The organism is Streptomyces sp. NPDC053426 (genome assembly GCF_055585405.1).
In genome coordinates, this window is the sequence record NZ_JBVJKE010000006.1 from 341,110 (window position 1) to 357,901 (window position 16,792).

Below are 16,792 nucleotides of genomic sequence, written 5' to 3' on the forward strand. Positions count from 1 at the left end.
TGCCCGCAGTTATGCGGGGGCGGCCGGGCGTCTGAGCAGGGCTCTTATGGGGTGCCAGAGTTCTACCGTCAGGGCGGCGGTGTCGGGGGTCGTGCGCCATATGAGGCCGTCGGGGTGGTGGAGGACCGCGGTGATCTCGTCGGGGGTGGGCGGGGCGGCGTTGCCTCGTAGGTAGATGGAGCGCAGACCCAGGTTGCGGAGCCTGGTCAGGGCTCGGGCGCGGTTCTGGGCGTGGACGAGGACGCGGACCCCGGCGGGTGCGTCGGCGGCGGGGCTGGGCAGGTTCAGTGCCACCACCACCGTGCCGTTCGGCAGCTTGCAGAAACCTCCTGCGGCCATGCGGTCATACCCCCGTGTCCACTGGTGTCAATAAGAGAGCCACAGGAGGCACCTAAACACGGATCGGCGGTGACCCGCCAGGGGGTCACCGCCGATCATGCTCTGACCTGCGAAGATGCTATTTACCTACCGGCGGGGCCGACCTCGAGCTCGATCGTCGAGCCGTCCCTGGCCTCCTTGAGGATCTTGATCTTCGTGTTGGTGTCAGTGACCTTGACACCGCCGCCCGGGTTCTCCGGGTCGTAGTAGGTGTTCGTGCGGTCGTTGAAGACCGACACGCCCTTCGACGACGGGATCCACTTCGCCACGTCCGCCTTGTGCAGCGTCATGCCCTGGGTGCGGAACTTGCTGAACGTCGCGTCGTAGGTCTGGATGCGGTTGCGCATCAGCGTGCCGTCGGACCACTTCAGCGCGGTCGGGTGCGAGTCGATCGGGAGGACCAGACCGGTGCCCGGGTGCTGGCTGGTGTTGTTGTCCGCCTGGGAGGTGTCCCACTTCCAGATCAGCAGGCCGTTCTGGTACGCGTAGTGCTCGACCCAGTCCGGGCGGGACGTGAAGCCGAAGTTGTACGGGCCGACCTCGAGGGTCTTGTCGTACGACACGTACTGGCGGTTCTCGGCGATGTAGTACTGCGCGTAGTCCTTGGTGAAGGAAGCGCCCTGGCGGGTGAAGCCGTTCGCCGTCCAGGCGGCGTCCGCGCTCTCGGCGTTGTCGGAGAAGACCGGCGCGCCGTCCGCCGTCACCGTGATCTGGTCGGCCGTGAAGCCCTTGAGGGCCACGCCGCCGTCGGACTGGTAGCGGAAGCGCAGGTCGACCTTCTGGCCGGCGTAGGCGTCGAGGGAGTACGCGAACTTCTTGTAACCGTCGAGCGCGCCGTGCAGGGCCGGCTTGTCGCTGCCGTCGCGCGGGATCGGCTGACCGTCGACCGTGCCGTCGATGGCGGTCCAGTTCTCGCCGCCGTCGGTGGACACCTCGGTGTAGAGGTAGTCGTAGTTGGCCTCGATCTCGTACCAGCCGTCGAAGGCGAGCTCGGCGGAGGACTTGCCGGTCAGGTCGACCGAACGCGTCAGCGTGTTCTTGAGGTTGTCACCGCTGCCGCTCCACCACTGGGTCTGCCCCTCGGCCGGCTCGATGATCTCGGTGGTCACGGCCTTCTTCGGCAGCGTGACGACCAGCGCCTGCTTGTGCTTGGTGTTGTACTCGGCGACACCCAGCTTGTGCCAGGAGTTGACGCCCGCCTTGGCGGTGTCGTAGTTCAGCCAGCCGAGCTGGAGCTTGTCCCAGGCGGTCATGTCGCCGGGCAGGTTGCCGATCTCCTTCTTCCCGGTACCGAGCCAGGAACCGGAGGACATCAGCGTCCAGAAGCCGGTGGAGTTCTCGCCGCCGGCGGTGTCGTAGAGGTCCGGCAGACCGAGGTCGTGGCCGTACTCGTGGGCGAAGACGCCGAGTCCGCCGTTCTCCGGCTGGACGGTGTAGTCGCCGACCCAGATGCCGGTGGAGCCGATCTGCGCGCCGCCGAGCCGGTTCTGCTCGGGGCCGGTGGCGCCGGCGTCGGTGCCGAAGGCGTACCAGCGGTGGGCCCAGATCGCGTCGGTGCCCTGGGCGCCGCCGCCCGCGGACTCGTCCTCACCGGCGTGCACGATCTGGAAGTGGTCGATGTAGCCGTCGGGCTCGTTGAAGTCGCCGTCGCCGTCGAAGTCGTAGCGGTCCCACTCGTCGAAGCGGGTGACGTCCGCCTTGATCTGGGCGTCGGTGCGGCCGGCCGCCTTCTGCTGGGCGACCCAGGCGTTCAGGCCGTCGCTGACGACGTTCCACACGCTCGGGCAGTTGGTGTCGCCGCAGGCGTTGTTGCCGTAACGGGCCTCATTGTACGGGACCTTGACCCAGTCGGAGACCTCGCCCTCGACCGAGTAGCGGCCGGAGGACTGCTTCTCGTAGTAGGTCTTGACCGAGTCGACGCCCTTGCCGGACCCGAAGTACAGGTCCTCGAAGTGCTGCTGGTCGTAGTCCTCCTGCCAGGCCGTGGAGTTGTCCACCTTGCGGTCCGGCTTGGCTATCCGGTTGTGCAGCGGGCCGGCGTCGCCACCGTAGCGGCTGTCGATCTCGTCGCCGAACTCGACCAGGATCGTGAAGATCTTGTCGGTCTTCTCGCGGCCGAGCTCTACGTACTTGCTGTCGCCCTTCTTGCTCTTGAGCTGGACGACCTTCGAACCGTCACGGTCCTTGACCGAGGCTTTACCGGATATGACCTGGTTGAGCGCCTCTTCCCGCTGGGCCTCCTGCGTCTTGGAGAGCGGCCCCTCGAGGTCGTGCTCGACGTGGTTGTGCTCCGCCGGGTCGTGCCGGTCCACGGCGCTGGGACGCTCGGCCTTGTCAGCCGAGTCGGCCTGGGCCACGGTGAACGCAGAGCAGGTGGCGGTGACCGCCGCGAGGGCCACGCCCGTCGCGGCCGCTCTGAACGTCCAGGGTCTACTGATCACTTGAGATCCCCTCCCGCGTGCGTACGCGCGGCCGAAGGAGGTTCCGTCTGTGGAAGGTCCCGCGCGCACGTGATCAACGCGTGTAGTCAAGTGACGACATTTGACTAGAGGTTCGCCAGAAAAAACAGACCTTGACTTGAACAGTTCAACTGCACTATGCGGAGTCGCGGTTCGCTTTCCGGACACACCGCCGCGAACCCGAGCGGGCGCGTACAACAGTCCACTTGGTGGACGCCATGAATCCGTGCGCCCCCTGTGCACCGGCCCTGTCGGTCAGGTCACGCTTACTGTCCGTTCCCCTCGGGCACGCTCGCGGTTAGAGTCGTTTGGCGAAACCGCCCTGAACCGGTGGAAAGCCAGGCGGACATCCCCCGACTCCCGAGGACACGATGGCCATGCCCCGTCCGACTGTCGCTCAGCTAGCTTACGGTTCGTGCACCGTGATCTTCTCGACGTTCGCCATGCTGCTGTTGTCCGGCGCGAGTTCGGGCGTGGGCATCGCGGTCGTCGCCGTCTCGGCGCTCGCCCTCGGACTGCTGGTGGCCATGACGGTCCCGCTCCCCGGGCCCCGGCGGCCCGTCGCGGTGGTGCGGCCCGCCGTGGCGGACCGGCCCGCGACCCCGGAGCCGGGCCGGCCGGGCCGGCCGGTACGGGCCACCGTCGCCCCTCCGGCCCGCGAGCCGGTGCGGGAGCGCGCGGCGTCCTGACCCTCATCCGGTGCTGACCACCACGGTCTTGGCCGCCTTGTCGTGCAGGCCCTGTTTGTAGGGCCGGTCGAAGAAGCTCCAGCCGCCCGCGATCACGGTCCACACGCAGGCGCAGCAGAACGCGAACGGCAGCCACAGCACGAGGGCGCGGATCAGCGCGGTCTGCACGGAGGGGTTGGAGCCGTCGGAGAGGTCGGCCACCCGCATGCGCAGCCATCTCTTGCCCAGGGTCTGGCCGTTGCGGACGGTCATGAAGGTGTCGTAGGCGATGTAGAGGGCCGCGGCGATGAGGGACTGCGCGAAGGAGTTGCCGACGTTGATCTCGTCGCCGTCGACGTCGTACTCGCTGACCCCGAACGGCCAGGTGAGCAGCCAGACGACGATGCCGACGAGGATCATGTCGATGATGCGGGCGAGCGTGCGCCTGCCGCTGTCGGCGAGCGGGGGCATGCCGGCGAGGGGGTCGGAGGGGCCGGGGGGTCCGCCGTAGGGGCCGCCGCCGCCACCGCCGTAGGGGTCACCACCGCCGTAGGGGCCGCCGCCCCCGGTCGGCGGTGGCGGGCCGCCGGGGGTGTCGTACGGGGAGCCGGGTCCCGGGGCGTCGGGGCCGCCCGGCGGGGGGTGCTTCTTGAACGGGTCGTCGTCCGGCGGCTGCCGGCCGGAGCCGGGGGGCGGTTCGGTGGTCATGCCCCCGAGTCGACCGTGAACCCCCCGGCCCCGCATCCGGCGAGCGGCCGTCCGGAGTAGCGGCGGCGGTACGGGTGACGAGGGCTCAGTCGGCGGCGACGAACGTGTGCGCGGCCTTGTCGTGCCAGCACTGGCGCCAGGGCTTGTCGAACAGACACCACAGGACGCCGACGATCCCGACGACGAGCAGTCCGGGCACGCTGTAGACGAGCCAGCGGCGCAGGGCCGCGCCGAAGGACGGCGCCTCGTGCCCCTCGATGTCCCGCACCTCGATGCCCAGCAGCCTCTTGCCCAGCGTGCGGCCCCACTTGACGGTCGGCAGCACCTCCAGGAGGAGACCGGCGAGGAGGAGGACGGCGAGGACGATGCCGAGGTGGACGGAGGTGGTGCCGTCGAGCAGCCAGACGGTGACGGTCTCGCCGGACAGCTTGGCCGCCTCGATCTTCGCGTCGATGTGGTCCATGGCCCGGATGCCGAGCGGCACGGCGGCCACGGCGGTGACGGCGCCGAGGACGACGGTGTCCAGCAGCCGGGCGGCCAGCCGCCTGCCGAGCGCGGCGGGACGGGCCGCGGCCTGGCGCCGGGCGGCGGCCTGGAACACGTCCTCGACGGGCGGCTTCCAGGGCGCGACGGGCGGCTCCTCGCCGCCGGCCAGCCGGTGCACCTGCTGTGCCCAGGAGGACTGGCCCCCGCCGGCGCCGCTCGACAGGGGCGCGCCCGCGGCCTGCGGGGGCACGGCCTGCGGGGACGCTGTCCGCGGAGGCGCTGTCTGCGGGGGTACGGCCGGGGTGGCGGTCTGCTGGGGGCCGGACGGTGCCGCGGCGGCAGCGGCGGCGGCCCGTGCGGCCGCCGCCTTCCCGGCCCCGAACCCGGGCCGCCCGGGGGCGGCGGAGTCCGTCTGCGGTCCCGTGGTGCCCTGTCCCGTGCGCGGGGTGACGGCGCGGAAGGTCATCGTGCCCTCGTCCGCGCGTTCTCCGTCGGGAGCCCCGGCCCCCTGCCTCGGCTTCGACGCCGACGCCGGTCTGCGGAACACGAAGGTGTTGCCCGAATCGGCCGCGGCCCGCTCGTCCGGGGTGTCCGCGCCCGCGGGCCCGGCCTCCGGCGAGGAGGGCGCGGAAGGCGTGGAGGCCGCGGAAGGCGCGGACGGCGAGGCCGCGTGCGACACCCTCGGGTCGGCGCCCCAGGACACCTTGCGGTCCTGGTCGCCGCCGAAGCCGCTCTGGTGGGAGCGGTCGGCGCCCCACGCCGAGGCGGGCTCGGGCCGGCTGCCGTGCTGGGACTCGGCCGGGGACGGTTCCTCGACGGGGTCCTCGTCGAAGAAGTGCGGACCGGTCTCCTCGACGGAGGGCCGCGCCGGGCCCGCGCCGGGCGGCGGTGCCGGCGACTCGCCGTCCTTGGGCGCCGGACGGCTCGTGCCCGGTACCCAGGAGGCACCGTTCCAGTACCGGACGTATCCAGGAATGGACGGGTCCGGGTAATACCCTTCGCGGGGCCTGTCGTCGCCGGGGGCCGGGGTTGGGGCGCTCATGTCCGTCGTCCCGTATCTGCTCGATGGGTGGGTCGGGGGGAACCACATCTATCAGACGGGCGGGGACCTGACCGCCCGTCCGGCCGGACCCCACCCCTTTCGGGCGTCTTCCCGTTCAGAAGAGCTTGCCCGGGTTGAGAATGCCCAGCGGGTCGAAGACCTGTTTGACGGCCCGCTGCATCTCCAGTCCCACGGGGCCGATCTCGCGCGCCAGCCACTCCTTCTTCAGCACGCCGACCCCGTGTTCGCCGGTGATGGTGCCACCGAGTTCCAGGCCGAGCGCCATGATCTCGTCGAAGGATTCGCGGGCCCGCCGCGACTCCTCCGGGTCCGTCGCGTCGAAGCAGACCGTCGGGTGGGTGTTGCCGTCGCCGGCGTGGGCGACGACGCCGATGGTGAGCCGGTGCTTCCCGGCGATCCGCTCGACGCCGTCGATGAGCTCGCCGAGCTTCGAGCGGGGCACGCACACGTCGTCGATCATCGTCGTGCCCTTGACCGCTTCGAGGGCGACCAGGGACAGCCGCCGCGCCTGGAGCAGCAGTTCGGACTCGGCGGCGTCCTCGGCCGGCACGACCTGGGTGGCGCCGGCGGCCTCGCACAGCGCGCCGACGGCGGCGAGGTCGGCGGCGGGGTCGGTGGTGTCGAAGGCGGCGAGCAGCAGGGCCTCGGTGGACTCCGGGAGGCCCATGCGGGACATGTCGTTGACGGCCTTGACGGTCGTACGGTCCATGAGTTCGAGGAGGGAGGGGACGTGGCCGCCGGCCATGATGCGGCACACGGCGTCGCAGGCGGCGGCGCCGGAGGAGAACTCGGCGGCCAGCACCAGTTGCCCGGGCGGCTTGGGCCGCAGGGCGAGGACCGCGCGGACGACGATGCCGAGGGAGCCCTCGGAGCCGACGAACAGGCGGGTCAGGTCGTATCCCGCGACGCCCTTGGCGGTGCGGCGGCCGGTGGACATCAGGCGGCCGTCGGCGAGGACGACGTCCAGGCCGAGGACGTACTCGGCCGTCACCCCGTACTTCACGCAGCACAGCCCGCCCGAGGCGGTGCCGATGTTGCCGCCGATGGTGCACATCTCCCAGCTGGAGGGGTCCGGCGGGTAGGAGAGGCCGTGTTCGCCGACCGCGCGGGAGAGCGTGGCGTTGACGACGCCGGGTTCGACGACGGCGATCCGGTCGACCGGGCTGATCTCCAGGATGCGGTCCATCCTGGTCAGGGAGAGCACGACGCAGCCGTCGGTGGCGTTGGCGGCGCCGGACAGGCCGGTGCGGGCGCCCTGCGGGACGACGGGGACGCGCAGTTCGGTGGCGGTGCGCATCACGTGCTGGACCTGCTCGACCGTGCGCGGCAGGACCACCACCGCGGGGGTGCCGGCCGGGCAGAAGCTCGCCATGTCGGTGGCGTAGGAGGCCGTGACGTCGGGGTCGGTGAGGACGGCCTCGGGGGGCAGGCCGCCGAGCAGCCGGTCGACGAGGGGGCCGGCCGCCACCGTGTCTTCATCGCGTCGCGCTTCGATACGGCTCATGATCACAGCGTCGCACCGGGGGCCATCGGTGTGAACCCCACGTAGGCACGCGCGTCACATCGGAGTGTGATCATCGTACGTACATGGGGTGTGACGCACAGTGTGCGCCATGACTGTGTGCGCCACGGACGACAAGCCACGTGAGCCCCGTCGGCGGGTGCGCCGGCGGGTGCTGCTCGCCTCGGTCGCCGGGTGCGCGGTGCTGGGCGGGATGCTGGTGCTGCTGCCCCGGGAACAGGCGGCGCCGCCCGCGCCGGATCCGGGGGCACGGGCGCTGGCGGCGGTCACCAGCGGGGTGCCGGCCGCGCTGCCCGACCTGGAGGTGCTGGTCGGGGAGCACGAGCGGCGGGTGCGGAAGCGTCCCGGGGACGCGGAGGCCTGGGCGGTGCTCGGGGCGGCCCGGGTGGAGCAGGGGCTGCGGCTGGCGGACCCGGCGTACTGGCCACGGGCCGAGAAGGCGCTGCGCACCTCGCTGAAGGTGCGGGCGGAGGGGAACGCCCCGGCACTGCGGGGGCTGGCCGCGCTGGCGAACGCGCGGCGGGACTTCGCGGAGGCCCGGAAGTGGGGCGAGGCGGCGCGGAAGCTGGAGCCGAAGCGGTGGACGACGTATCCGCTGCTGATCGAGGCGTCCGCCGGGCTCGGTGACGACGAGGAGACGGGGAAGCTGCTGGAGAGGCTGAAGAAGCTGCGCTCCGGTCCCGCCGTGATGGCGCGGGCGGCGGCCGTGTACCGGGACCGGGGCTGGCGGGAGGACGCGGCGGCCAAGCTGGCGGACGCGGCGTCGGCCGCCGGGGAGCCGGCCGAGCGGGCGGCGTACCTGGAGCGGGCCGGGCAGCTCGCCTGGGAGCGCGGCGACCGGGAAGACGCGCTGCGGCACTTCCAGGAGGCGGTACGGGTCGACCCCGACCAGCGGGCGGCACAGGCGGGGCAGGGCAGGGTGCTGGCGGCACTGGGGCGGACGACGGAGGCGCTGAGCGCGTACCGGGTGGCGCTGGCGAAGCAACCCCGGCCGGAGTACGCGCTGGAACTGGGCGAGCTGTACGAGTCGCTGGGGCTGAAGCAGGCGGCGGGTGTGCAGTACGGGGTGTTGCGGGAGCGGGTGCGGGCGGCCGCCGCGCACGGGGGTGACGAGTCGTTGGTGCTGGGGCGGTTCGAGGCGGATCACGGGGATGCGTCGGATGCCGTGCGGCGGCTTCGGGAGGTGTGGGAGCGGCAGCCGTCGACGGAGGTGGCGGACGCGTTGGGGTGGGCGCTGCACCGGGCGGGGGAGCACGAGGAGGCGTTGCCCTTCGCCGTGCGGGCGACCGAGGGGACGAAGGGCGGGGGTGTGCGGAGTGCGTTGTACGTGTTCCACCGGGGGATGATCGAGCGGTCGCTGGAGCGGTACGGGTCCGCGCGGCGGCACTTGAAGGAAGCCCTCCAGATCAACCCGTGGTTCTCACCGCTGCGGGTGCCGCAGACGAAAACGGCCCTGGCCCGCCTGGGCGAACCTTCCGTCCAGGCGGGGCCCGAGTCTTCCTGAAGCCCCCCCCCCACGGACAGCCGCACCGAGCACGCACACGCCGCGGACAGCCACACGCCGCACCCCCGCCCCCCGCGGGCAGCGGCGCCGAGCACGCACACGCCGCGGACAGCCGAGCGGCTGGGGCGCCGCCCATCCCGCGGGCAGTCGTGCCGCAGGGCGGCACGGGTGGGCGCGGGCGGCACCCCGTGAGCGCCGGGCTGCGCGACGTCCCCCGGCAGGCACCAGCATCGTTGCGCTTGCCGGGGGCGGGTTGCTCTGCCGGCGCTTGCCGGGTGCCGCTGCGCCCACCCGTGCCGCCCCAGCGGCACGACTGCCCGCAGCTACGCGGCGGCGCCTACGGCGTCACAGGTTGCCGCGCTTCTCCTGCTCTCGTTCGATGGCCTCGAAGAGGGCCTTGAAGTTGCCCTTGCCGAAGCCCATCGAGCCGTGTCGTTCGATGAGTTCGAAGAAGACCGTCGGACGGTCCTGAACCGGCTTGGTGAAGATCTGGAGCAGGTAGCCGTCCTCGTCCCGGTCGACGAGGATCTTCAGCTCGCGCAGCGTCTCCACCGGCACCCGCGTCTCGCCCGCCCACTCGCCGAGCGTGTCGTAGTACGAGTCGGGGGTGTCCAGGAACCGGACGCCGGACGCGCGCATCTGGCGGACCGTCTGCACGATGTCGTTGGTGTTCAGCGCGATGTGCTGGACGCCGGCACCGCCGTAGAACTCCAGGTACTCGTCGATCTGGGACTTCTTCTTGGCGATGGCGGGCTCGTTGATCGGGAACTTGACCTTGAGCGTGCCGTCGGCGACCACCTTCGACATCAGCGCGCTGTACTCGGTGGCGATGTCGTCGCCCACGAACTCCTTCATGTTCGTGAAGCCCATGACCTTGTTGTAGAACTCCACCCACTCGTTCATCCGGCCGAGTTCGACGTTGCCGACGCAGTGGTCGATCGCCTGGAAGGAGCGCTGGGCCGGCGGCTCGACGATCGGGTCGGCCGCGACGTACCCGGGCAGGTAGGGGCCGTCGTAGCCGCTCCGCTCGACCAGCGTGTGGCGGGTCTTGCCGTACGTGGCGATCGCGGCGAGTACGACGGTGCCGTGCTCGTCCTTCAGCTCGTACGGCTCGGTGACGGAGCGGGCGCCGTGCTCGACGGCGTAGGCGTACGCGGCACGGACGTCCGGGACCTCGATGGCGAGGTCGACGACGCCGTCGCCGTGCGCGCTCACGTGGTCGGCGAGGAAGGCGCCCCACTCGGTGGACTGCTTGATCACCGAGATGAACACGAAGCGGGCCGAGCCGCTCTCCAGGACGTAGGCGGCGGTCTCGCGGCTGCCGTTCTCCGGTCCGGAGTAGGCGACCAGCTTCATGCCGAAGGCGGTGGAGTAGTAGTGCGCCGCCTGCTTGGCGTTGCCCACGGCGAAGACGACCGCGTCCATTCCCTTGACCGGGAAGGGATCGGCCTGCCGGGCGGTCGTGTCGGGAGTGTGGTGTGTGGTCTGCGTCATAGGGGCAGCGTGGGCCAGCTCCGCAAGGTGCGCAATAGTTTGCCTGTTCACTGGGCAATGTGTTCAGTCGTACGCGCCCGTCTACGGGCTTTCTGTACAGGATGACCACTGGGGAGGACCGTATGGCGATCGATCATCTGGACGGGCGGATCATCCTGCTGCTGGCGCGGGAGCCGCGCATCGGGGTGCTGGAGATGTCCCGGCGGCTGGGGGTGGCGCGCGGGACCGTTCAGGCCCGCCTGGACCGCCTTCAGTCGAACGGAGTCATCCGCGGATTCGGCCCCCAGGTGGATCCGGCGGCCCTCGGCTACCCGGTCACGGCGTTCGCCACGCTGCAGATCCGGCAGGGCCAAGGAGCCGACGTGCGGGCCCACTTGACGACCGTGCCGGAGGTGCTGGAGCTGCACACCACGACCGGTACCGGGGACATGATGTGCCGCCTCGTGGCGCGCTCCAACGCCGATCTTCAGCGGGTGATCGACCGCGTCGTCGGTTTTGATGGCATCGTCCGGGCCTCCACGGCGATCGTCATGGAGAACCCCGTTCCGCTGCGGATCATCCCGCTGGTGGAGCAGGCCGCGCTCGGCGAGTGAACCGACCTGGCCGAGCTGGGGTGAGCAGAGGTGAACTTCTGGGAGTACCTGGGGAGCCGGCATCAGCAGCTGCTCGTCGACGCCTACCAGCACGCCAGTGTCGTCTTCCAGTGCATGGTGGTGGCGACCCTGCTCGGCGTGGTGATCGGGGTGGTCACCTACCGCAGCGAGTGGGCGGGGAACCTGGCCACGACCGCCACCGCCACCCTGCTGACCATCCCGGCGCTGGCCATGATCGGTCTGCTGATCCCGGTGGTGGGGCTCGGGGTGCCGCCGACGGTGATCGCGCTGACGCTGTACGGGCTGCTGCCGATCGTGCGGAACGCCATCGTGGGGCTGCGCGGGGTCGACCCGTCGCTGGTGGACGCGGCCAAGGGCATCGGCATGTCGCGCGCGGCCCGGCTGGCGCGGGTGGAGCTGCCGCTGGCCTGGCCGCCGATCCTGACCGGGATCCGGGTCTCCACGCAGATGCTGATGGGCATCGCCGCCATCGCCGCGTACGCCTCCGGGCCCGGCCTCGGCAACCTGATCTTCCGCGGGATCGCCTCGCTGGGCAGCAAGAACGCGCTGAACCAGGTGCTCGCGGGCACCCTCGGGATCATCGTCCTCGCCCTGCTGTTCGACGCCGCGTACGTGCTGATCGGGCGGCTGACCATTCCCAGGGGGATCCGTGCCTGATCCGTCCGATCCATCCGACCTGCATGATCTGCCCGGTCCCGAGACATCCGGGACGGAGTCCCGCTCGGTCGGGGCGACCATCGAGCTGGAGGGTCTGACCAAGCGGTACCCGGGCAGTGCGCTGCCGGCCGTCGACAACGTCAGCATGGACATCAGGGCGGGCGAGACGGTGATCTTCGTCGGCCCCTCGGGCTGCGGGAAGTCCACCACCCTGAAGATGATCAACCGGCTGATCGAGCCGACGGGCGGCCGGATCCGTATCGGCGGCGAGGACGTCACCGACATGGACCCGGTGCGGCTGCGCCGCAAGATCGGGTACGCGATCCAGGCGAGCGGCCTGTTCCCGCACATGACGGTGGCGCAGAACATCGCACTGGTGCCGAGGATGCTGCGCTGGCCCGCGTCCCGGGTGCGGGCGCGGGTGGAGGAGATGCTGGACCTGGTCGGTCTGGACCCCGGCGAGTTCCACGGCCGCTATCCGCGCCAGCTCTCCGGCGGCCAGCAGCAGCGGGTGGGCGTGGCGCGGGCGCTGGCGGCGGACCCGCCGGTGCTGCTGATGGACGAGCCGTTCGGCGCGGTCGACCCGATCACCCGGGACCACCTCCAGGACGAGCTGATCCGGCTCCAGCGGGAGCTGCACAAGACGATCGTCTTCGTCACCCACGACTTCGACGAGGCGATCAAGATCGGCGACCGGATCGCGGTGCTGCGCGAACGCTCCCACATCGCCCAGTTCGACACCCCGGAGGCGATCCTCACCAACCCCGCCGACGACTTCGTGTCGGGGTTCGTGGGCGCCGGGGCGGCGCTGAAGCGGCTCAACCTCACCCGGGTGCGGGACGTGGAGATCACCGACTATCCGACGGTGACCGTCGACGACCCGCTCCAGCACATCTTCGACCGGCTCCGCTCCAGCGGCTTCAACGAGATCCTGCTGCTCGACAAGCGGGGCCGCCCCTACAAGTGGCTCAGGCGCGGCGACATGACGCTCGCCAAGGGTTCGCTGGCCCGCGCGGGCACACTGGTGCACGACACGGTGACCCGCGACGCGACGCTGCGGGACGCGCTGGAGGCGGTGCTCACCGACAACACGGGGCGGGTCGCGGTCACCGGGCGGCGGGGCGCGTACGAGGGTGTCGTGGACGTGGAGACGCTGATGAACTCCGTGCACGAACTGCTGGAGGCGGACCGCCTGGAGGCGATGGACGCCCAGCACGAGCTCGAGGAGCAGCGGTCCGCGCAGACGCACGCCGAGCAGGAGGGCTTCGGCGGGGAGGCGAAGGCGTGAGAGCCCCCACTCCCGGCTCCTCCGGGCGGCGGCCCGAGGGCGAGCACGAGGTGCGGGGGCACGCCTTCTGGGACGAGGGCGGCGGATCGTCCGACGAGCCGGAGGCCCCTCCCCCGCCCCCGGCCGTGAAGCCGCCCCGGGTGACCTGGCGGAAGCTGACGTTCCTGCCGGTGGTGCTGATCGCCGTGCTGCTCGCGACCTGGCTGTGGTTCGAGCAGGCCGACCTCGACGCGCTCACCCGGAACGCGCTGTCGAACGGGCAGGTGACCAAGGCGCTGTGGCAGCACATCCAGCTCACCGTGATCTCGACGTTCTTCGTGCTGATCATCGCGATCCCGCTGGGCGTCCTGCTGACCCGCCGCATGTTCCGCAGGGCCACCCCGGCGGCGATGGCGCTGGCCAACATGGGCCAGGCGACCCCGGCGATCGGTCTGCTGGCGCTGCTGGTGATCTGGCTGGGCATCGGCCGCAAGGCGGCCCTGATCGGCATCATCGCCTACGCCGTCCTGCCGGTGCTGTCCAACACCATCGCCGGCCTGAAGGCCAACGACCCGACGCTGCTGGAGGCGGCGCGCGGCATCGGCATGTCCCCGCTGGGCGTGCTGACGCGGGTGGAACTGCCGCTGGCCGTCCCGCTCATCCTGGCGGGTGTGCGGACGGCGCTCGTGCTGAACGTCGGCACGGCGACGCTGGCCACCTTCGGCGGCGGCGGAGGGCTCGGCGTGCTGATCACCACCGGGATCACCAGCCAGCGGATGCCGGTGCTGATGGTGGGCTCGGTCCTCACCGTCGTCCTCGCGCTGCTGGTGGACTGGCTGGCCTCCCTGGCGGAGCTGCTGCTGCGGCCGCGGGGGCTGGAGGCGGGCCCATGAGACGTGTACGGGTACGTGTCCGCCTGTTCCTGCTGTTCCTGGCCGGGGCGCTGCTGGCGGCGGCCTCGGGCTGCGGGCTGACCAGCGGCTCCCCCATGGTCGACGACGTGGAGCCCGGCTCGATCGGCAAGGGCAAACCGCTGGAGGGCGCGGAACTCACCGTCACGTCGAAGGAGTTCACCGAGCAGCTCATCCTCGGCGCGATCATGGGCATCGCCTTCCAGGCGGCGGGCGCGGAGGTCGTCGACCGGACCGGCATCCAGGGCTCGGTCGGCTCGCGGGAGGCGGTCGTCAACGGTGAGGCGGACGCCGGGTTCGAGTACACGGGCACGGCGTGGATCACGTACCAGGGCAACAGCAGGCCGATCCCCGATCCGCGTGAGCAGTGGGAGGCGGTGCGGGACGCGGACGTGAAGAACGGGGTGACCTGGCTGGAGCCGTCGGAGCTGAACAACACCTACGCCCTCGCCATGAGCCAGGCGAACTACGAGAAGTACCGCACGCGGACCCTCTCCGAGGTGGCGGAACTGGCGAAGTCCGATCCGGGGGCGGTGACGCTGTGCGTGGAGGGCGAGTTCGCCAACCGCGCGGACGGACTGCCGGGCATGGAGAAGGCGTACGGCATGGACGTCCCGGCACGCAACGTCACGCAGATGGACACCGGGATCATCTACACCCAGACGGCCAAGGGCGCCTGCACGTACGGCGAGGTCTTCACCACCGACGGGCGGATCAAGTCCATGAACCTGGTGGTGATGGAGGACGACAGGAAGTTCTTCCCCAACTACAACGCGGCGCCGACGGTCAACACCGACACCTTCGAGGAGTGGCCGGCCATCGCCGACGTCCTCGCACCGGTGACGGCGAAGCTGGACAACACCGTGGCGCAGGACCTCAACGCGAGGGTGGACGTCGACGGGGAGGACCCGCACCAGGTGGCACTGGACTGGATGGTGGAGGAAGGGTTCGTCAAGGAGGGCTAGGACTGGCAGGCGGGGACCTCGCCGGTGCCCTTCTCCAGGGCGGTCAGGGCGTCGACGGCGCTCTTGAGGGTGGTGACCGGGATCAGGCGCAGGCCCTCGGGGAGCTCCGCCTGCGCGTCGGAGCACTCGGCCTTCGGGACCAGGAAGACGGTGGCGCCGTCCCGCTCGGCCGCCTGCGTCTTCAGGGGCACGCCGCCGACCGCGCCGACGGTGCCGTCCGCGTCGATCGTGCCCGTACCGGCGATGACCCGGCCGCCGGTGAGGTCGCCGCTGTCCAGCTTGTCGACGATGCCGAGGGAGAACAGCAGGCCGGCGCTGGGGCCGCCGACGTCGGCGAGCTCGAGGGTGACCTCGATGTCCTCGTCCTCGCGGTTCAGGTAGTTCAGGGCGGCCCGGGTGGCCTCGTCCTGGGACTCCTTCATCTGCTCGCGGTTGTACTGCTGGATCTCCTCGACGCTGTCGCCGCTGGGGTAGACGGCGTCGCGGGGCATGACCGCCCGGTCGGTGCTGAACCAGCTGTCGATGACGTCCGGGAGGTCGACGCGGGTGTCCGGGGAGGTCGCCTCGATGGTCGTCATCCGCAACTGCCCGCTGGTCTCCCGTACGGGGGCGCCGGTGATCGTGATGACCTGGGTGCCCTTGTTCTCACCGAGCACGTCGGCGGTCATGCCGGGCTGCGCGACGGAGAAGGGGAGCGGGGCGAACGCGGCTGTGGCCAGCAGCGCGACGACGGGGGCGGCCAGGACGGCGAGGGCTTGGGGACGCGTGAGGCGGGAGAACACGAAGTCAATCTAACGTGCCGCCGCCACGGCCAGCCGCGCCGCCTGACGTACCACCGCTGCGGGCAGCCGCACCGCCTGGCGTGCCGCCGCTGCGGGCAGTCGTGCCTCCCCCAGTGCCTCAAGGGCCTGGGAGGTACCCCCAGGGCGGCGCGGGTGGGCGGTGGGGGTACCTCCCGCTCGAGCGAAGCCGAGAGTGGGGGAGGCACCCGGCAAGCGCCGGGCAGCGCGAACACCCCCGGCAAGCGCAACGATGCTGGTGCCTGCCGGGGGGGACGTCGCGCAGCCCGGCGCTCACGGGGTGCCGCCCGCGCCCACCCGTGCCGCCCTGCGGCACGACTGCCCGCGGAAGGGCGGGTGCGCGCACCCGCGAGATGGGCGGCGGCGTCCCACGACCGCCCGCGGAAAGAACGGGGCATCCCACGGCTGCCCGCGGGATGGGCGGGCGCGCACCCGCGGGATGGGCGGCGGTGTCCCACGACCGACCGCGGGAAGGACAGGGCATCCCACGGCTGCCCGCGGGATGGGCGGGTGCGCACCCGCGGGATGGGCGGCGGTGTCCCACGACCGACCGCGGGAAGAACGGGGCATCCCACGACCGCCCGCGGGAGGGCGGGCGGAGGGCGGTGGTGGACCGGCCGTGTGGCTGGTCGTGTGGCTGGTCGTGGCTGTGTCAGCGCAGTGCCTCCGCGACCTCCCGGGCCGCGTCCATCACCCGCGTTCCGACCCGTTCCGGGACGACCTCCGCCAGCATCACCACGCCCACGCTGCCCTCGACCCCGGTCACCCCGAGCAGCGGCGCAGCCGCCCCGCACGCGCCCGCTTCCAGCTCCCCGTGCGTCAGCGTGTACCCCGGCTCGTCCGCCGCCCGCTGCCGGGCGGCGAGGATCGCCTTCCCGGCGGCCCCCCGGTCCAGCGGATGCCGGAAGCCGGCCCGGTACGCCACGTGGTAGTCCGTCCACGACGGCTCCACCACGGCCACCGCCAACGCCTCCGCGCCGTCGACCAGCGTCAGGTGCGCGGTCGCGCCGATGTCCTCCGCCAGCGACCGCAGTGCCGGCATCGCCGCCTCCCGCACCAGCGGGTGCACCTGTCGGCCCAGCCTCAGCACGCCCAGCCCGACCCGGGCCCGTCCGCCCAGATCGCGGCGTACGAGGGCGTGCTGCTCCAGCGTGGCGAGCAACCGGTACACAACGGTCCGGTTCACGCCCAGTTTGTGGGAAAGCTCGGTGACGGTCAGCCCATGGTCCGTATCGGCCAGCAGCTTGAGGACACGCAGTCCCCTGTCGAGCGTCTGAGAGGTCTCCGCGGTCACGA

Annotated in this window: 15 protein-coding genes; 7 read left to right on the forward strand and 8 right to left on the reverse strand. The window is 71.5% G+C overall.

The genetic code is table 11. From position 1 onward, the window contains the following. Positions 1-9: 9 nt before the first annotated feature. Together ACZ62B_RS15360 and ACZ62B_RS15365 are read right to left on the reverse strand one after the other, a co-directional pair. Entirely contained in the window at positions 10-339 is a 330-nt protein-coding gene (locus ACZ62B_RS15360) for a hypothetical protein (protein WP_468886177.1), read from the reverse strand. A gap of 122 nt (positions 340-461) precedes the next feature. Further along, positions 462-2,819 (reverse strand): immune inhibitor A domain-containing protein, encoded by a 2,358-nt coding sequence (locus tag ACZ62B_RS15365; RefSeq protein ID WP_344559292.1) that lies wholly within the window; start codon positions 2,817-2,819, stop codon positions 462-464. Positions 2,820-3,208: 389 nt separating this feature from the next. On the opposite strand from ACZ62B_RS15365, the gene ACZ62B_RS15370 reads away from it, so the two are divergent. Continuing rightward, complete coding sequence (locus tag ACZ62B_RS15370) at positions 3,209-3,526, forward strand: hypothetical protein (RefSeq protein WP_468886173.1); 318 nt, start codon at positions 3,209-3,211, stop codon at positions 3,524-3,526. 3 nt (positions 3,527-3,529) lie between these two features. Here the strand turns inward: ACZ62B_RS15370 and ACZ62B_RS15375 are convergent, their stop codons facing one another. The 3 genes from ACZ62B_RS15375 to ACZ62B_RS15385 all read right to left on the reverse strand — a co-directional run bounded on the left by ACZ62B_RS15375 (position 3,530) and on the right by ACZ62B_RS15385 (position 7,272). After that, on the reverse strand, positions 3,530-4,213 hold the full coding sequence (locus ACZ62B_RS15375; RefSeq protein ID WP_344559281.1) for an RDD family protein: 684 nt from the start codon (positions 4,211-4,213) through the stop codon (positions 3,530-3,532). An 85-nt stretch (positions 4,214-4,298) separates the two neighbouring features. Continuing rightward, positions 4,299-5,741: an RDD family protein gene (locus ACZ62B_RS15380; RefSeq protein WP_468719411.1), complete on the reverse strand. Its 1,443-nt coding sequence runs from the start codon at positions 5,739-5,741 to the stop codon at positions 4,299-4,301. A gap of 115 nt (positions 5,742-5,856) precedes the next feature. Further along, positions 5,857-7,272 carry an FAD-binding oxidoreductase gene (locus ACZ62B_RS15385; RefSeq protein ID WP_344559277.1) on the reverse strand — a complete coding sequence of 472 codons (1,416 nt, stop codon included), beginning with the start codon at positions 7,270-7,272 and terminating at the stop codon, positions 5,857-5,859. Between the two features lie 103 nt (positions 7,273-7,375). On the opposite strand from ACZ62B_RS15385, the gene ACZ62B_RS15390 reads away from it, so the two are divergent. Continuing rightward, entirely contained in the window at positions 7,376-8,788 is a 1,413-nt protein-coding gene (locus ACZ62B_RS15390; protein WP_469690640.1) for a tetratricopeptide repeat protein, read from the forward strand. A 345-nt stretch (positions 8,789-9,133) separates the two neighbouring features. Here ACZ62B_RS15390 and hppD read toward each other — a convergent pair whose 3' ends face one another. Beyond that, positions 9,134-10,282 (reverse strand): 4-hydroxyphenylpyruvate dioxygenase, encoded by a 1,149-nt coding sequence (gene hppD, locus ACZ62B_RS15395; protein WP_469690642.1) that lies wholly within the window; start codon positions 10,280-10,282, stop codon positions 9,134-9,136. Between the two features lie 122 nt (positions 10,283-10,404). Between hppD and ACZ62B_RS15400 the strand changes: the two genes are divergently transcribed. From ACZ62B_RS15400 to ACZ62B_RS15420, 5 genes are read left to right on the forward strand one after another with little or no spacing between them, the layout of a single operon-like run. Next, on the forward strand, positions 10,405-10,875 hold the full coding sequence (locus tag ACZ62B_RS15400) for an Lrp/AsnC family transcriptional regulator (protein ID WP_344559271.1): 471 nt from the start codon (positions 10,405-10,407) through the stop codon (positions 10,873-10,875). Between the two features lie 30 nt (positions 10,876-10,905). Continuing rightward, positions 10,906-11,553 (forward strand): ABC transporter permease, encoded by a 648-nt coding sequence (locus ACZ62B_RS15405; protein WP_344559269.1) that lies wholly within the window; start codon positions 10,906-10,908, stop codon positions 11,551-11,553. 19 nt (positions 11,554-11,572) lie between these two features. Next, positions 11,573-12,841, forward strand: a complete 1,269-nt coding sequence (locus tag ACZ62B_RS15410; RefSeq protein WP_469690708.1) for an ABC transporter ATP-binding protein — start codon at positions 11,573-11,575, stop codon at positions 12,839-12,841. Beyond that, a complete protein-coding gene (locus tag ACZ62B_RS15415) occupies positions 12,838-13,713 on the forward strand; it encodes an ABC transporter permease (protein WP_469690644.1) in 876 nt (291 codons plus the stop codon). The genes ACZ62B_RS15410 and ACZ62B_RS15415 overlap by 4 nt, the downstream gene beginning before the upstream one ends. Then, complete coding sequence (locus tag ACZ62B_RS15420; RefSeq protein ID WP_344559265.1) at positions 13,710-14,696, forward strand: glycine betaine ABC transporter substrate-binding protein; 987 nt, start codon at positions 13,710-13,712, stop codon at positions 14,694-14,696. Before ACZ62B_RS15415 ends, ACZ62B_RS15420 begins: the two co-directional genes overlap by 4 nt. Here ACZ62B_RS15420 and ACZ62B_RS15425 read toward each other — a convergent pair. After that, positions 14,693-15,478, reverse strand: a complete 786-nt coding sequence (locus ACZ62B_RS15425) for a YlbL family protein (RefSeq protein WP_344559263.1) — start codon at positions 15,476-15,478, stop codon at positions 14,693-14,695. The genes ACZ62B_RS15420 and ACZ62B_RS15425 overlap by 4 nt on opposite strands. 670 nt (positions 15,479-16,148) lie before the next feature. Further along, a complete protein-coding gene (locus tag ACZ62B_RS15430) occupies positions 16,149-16,790 on the reverse strand; it encodes an IclR family transcriptional regulator (protein ID WP_073931606.1) in 642 nt (213 codons plus the stop codon). Between the last annotated feature and the right edge of the window lie 2 nt (positions 16,791-16,792).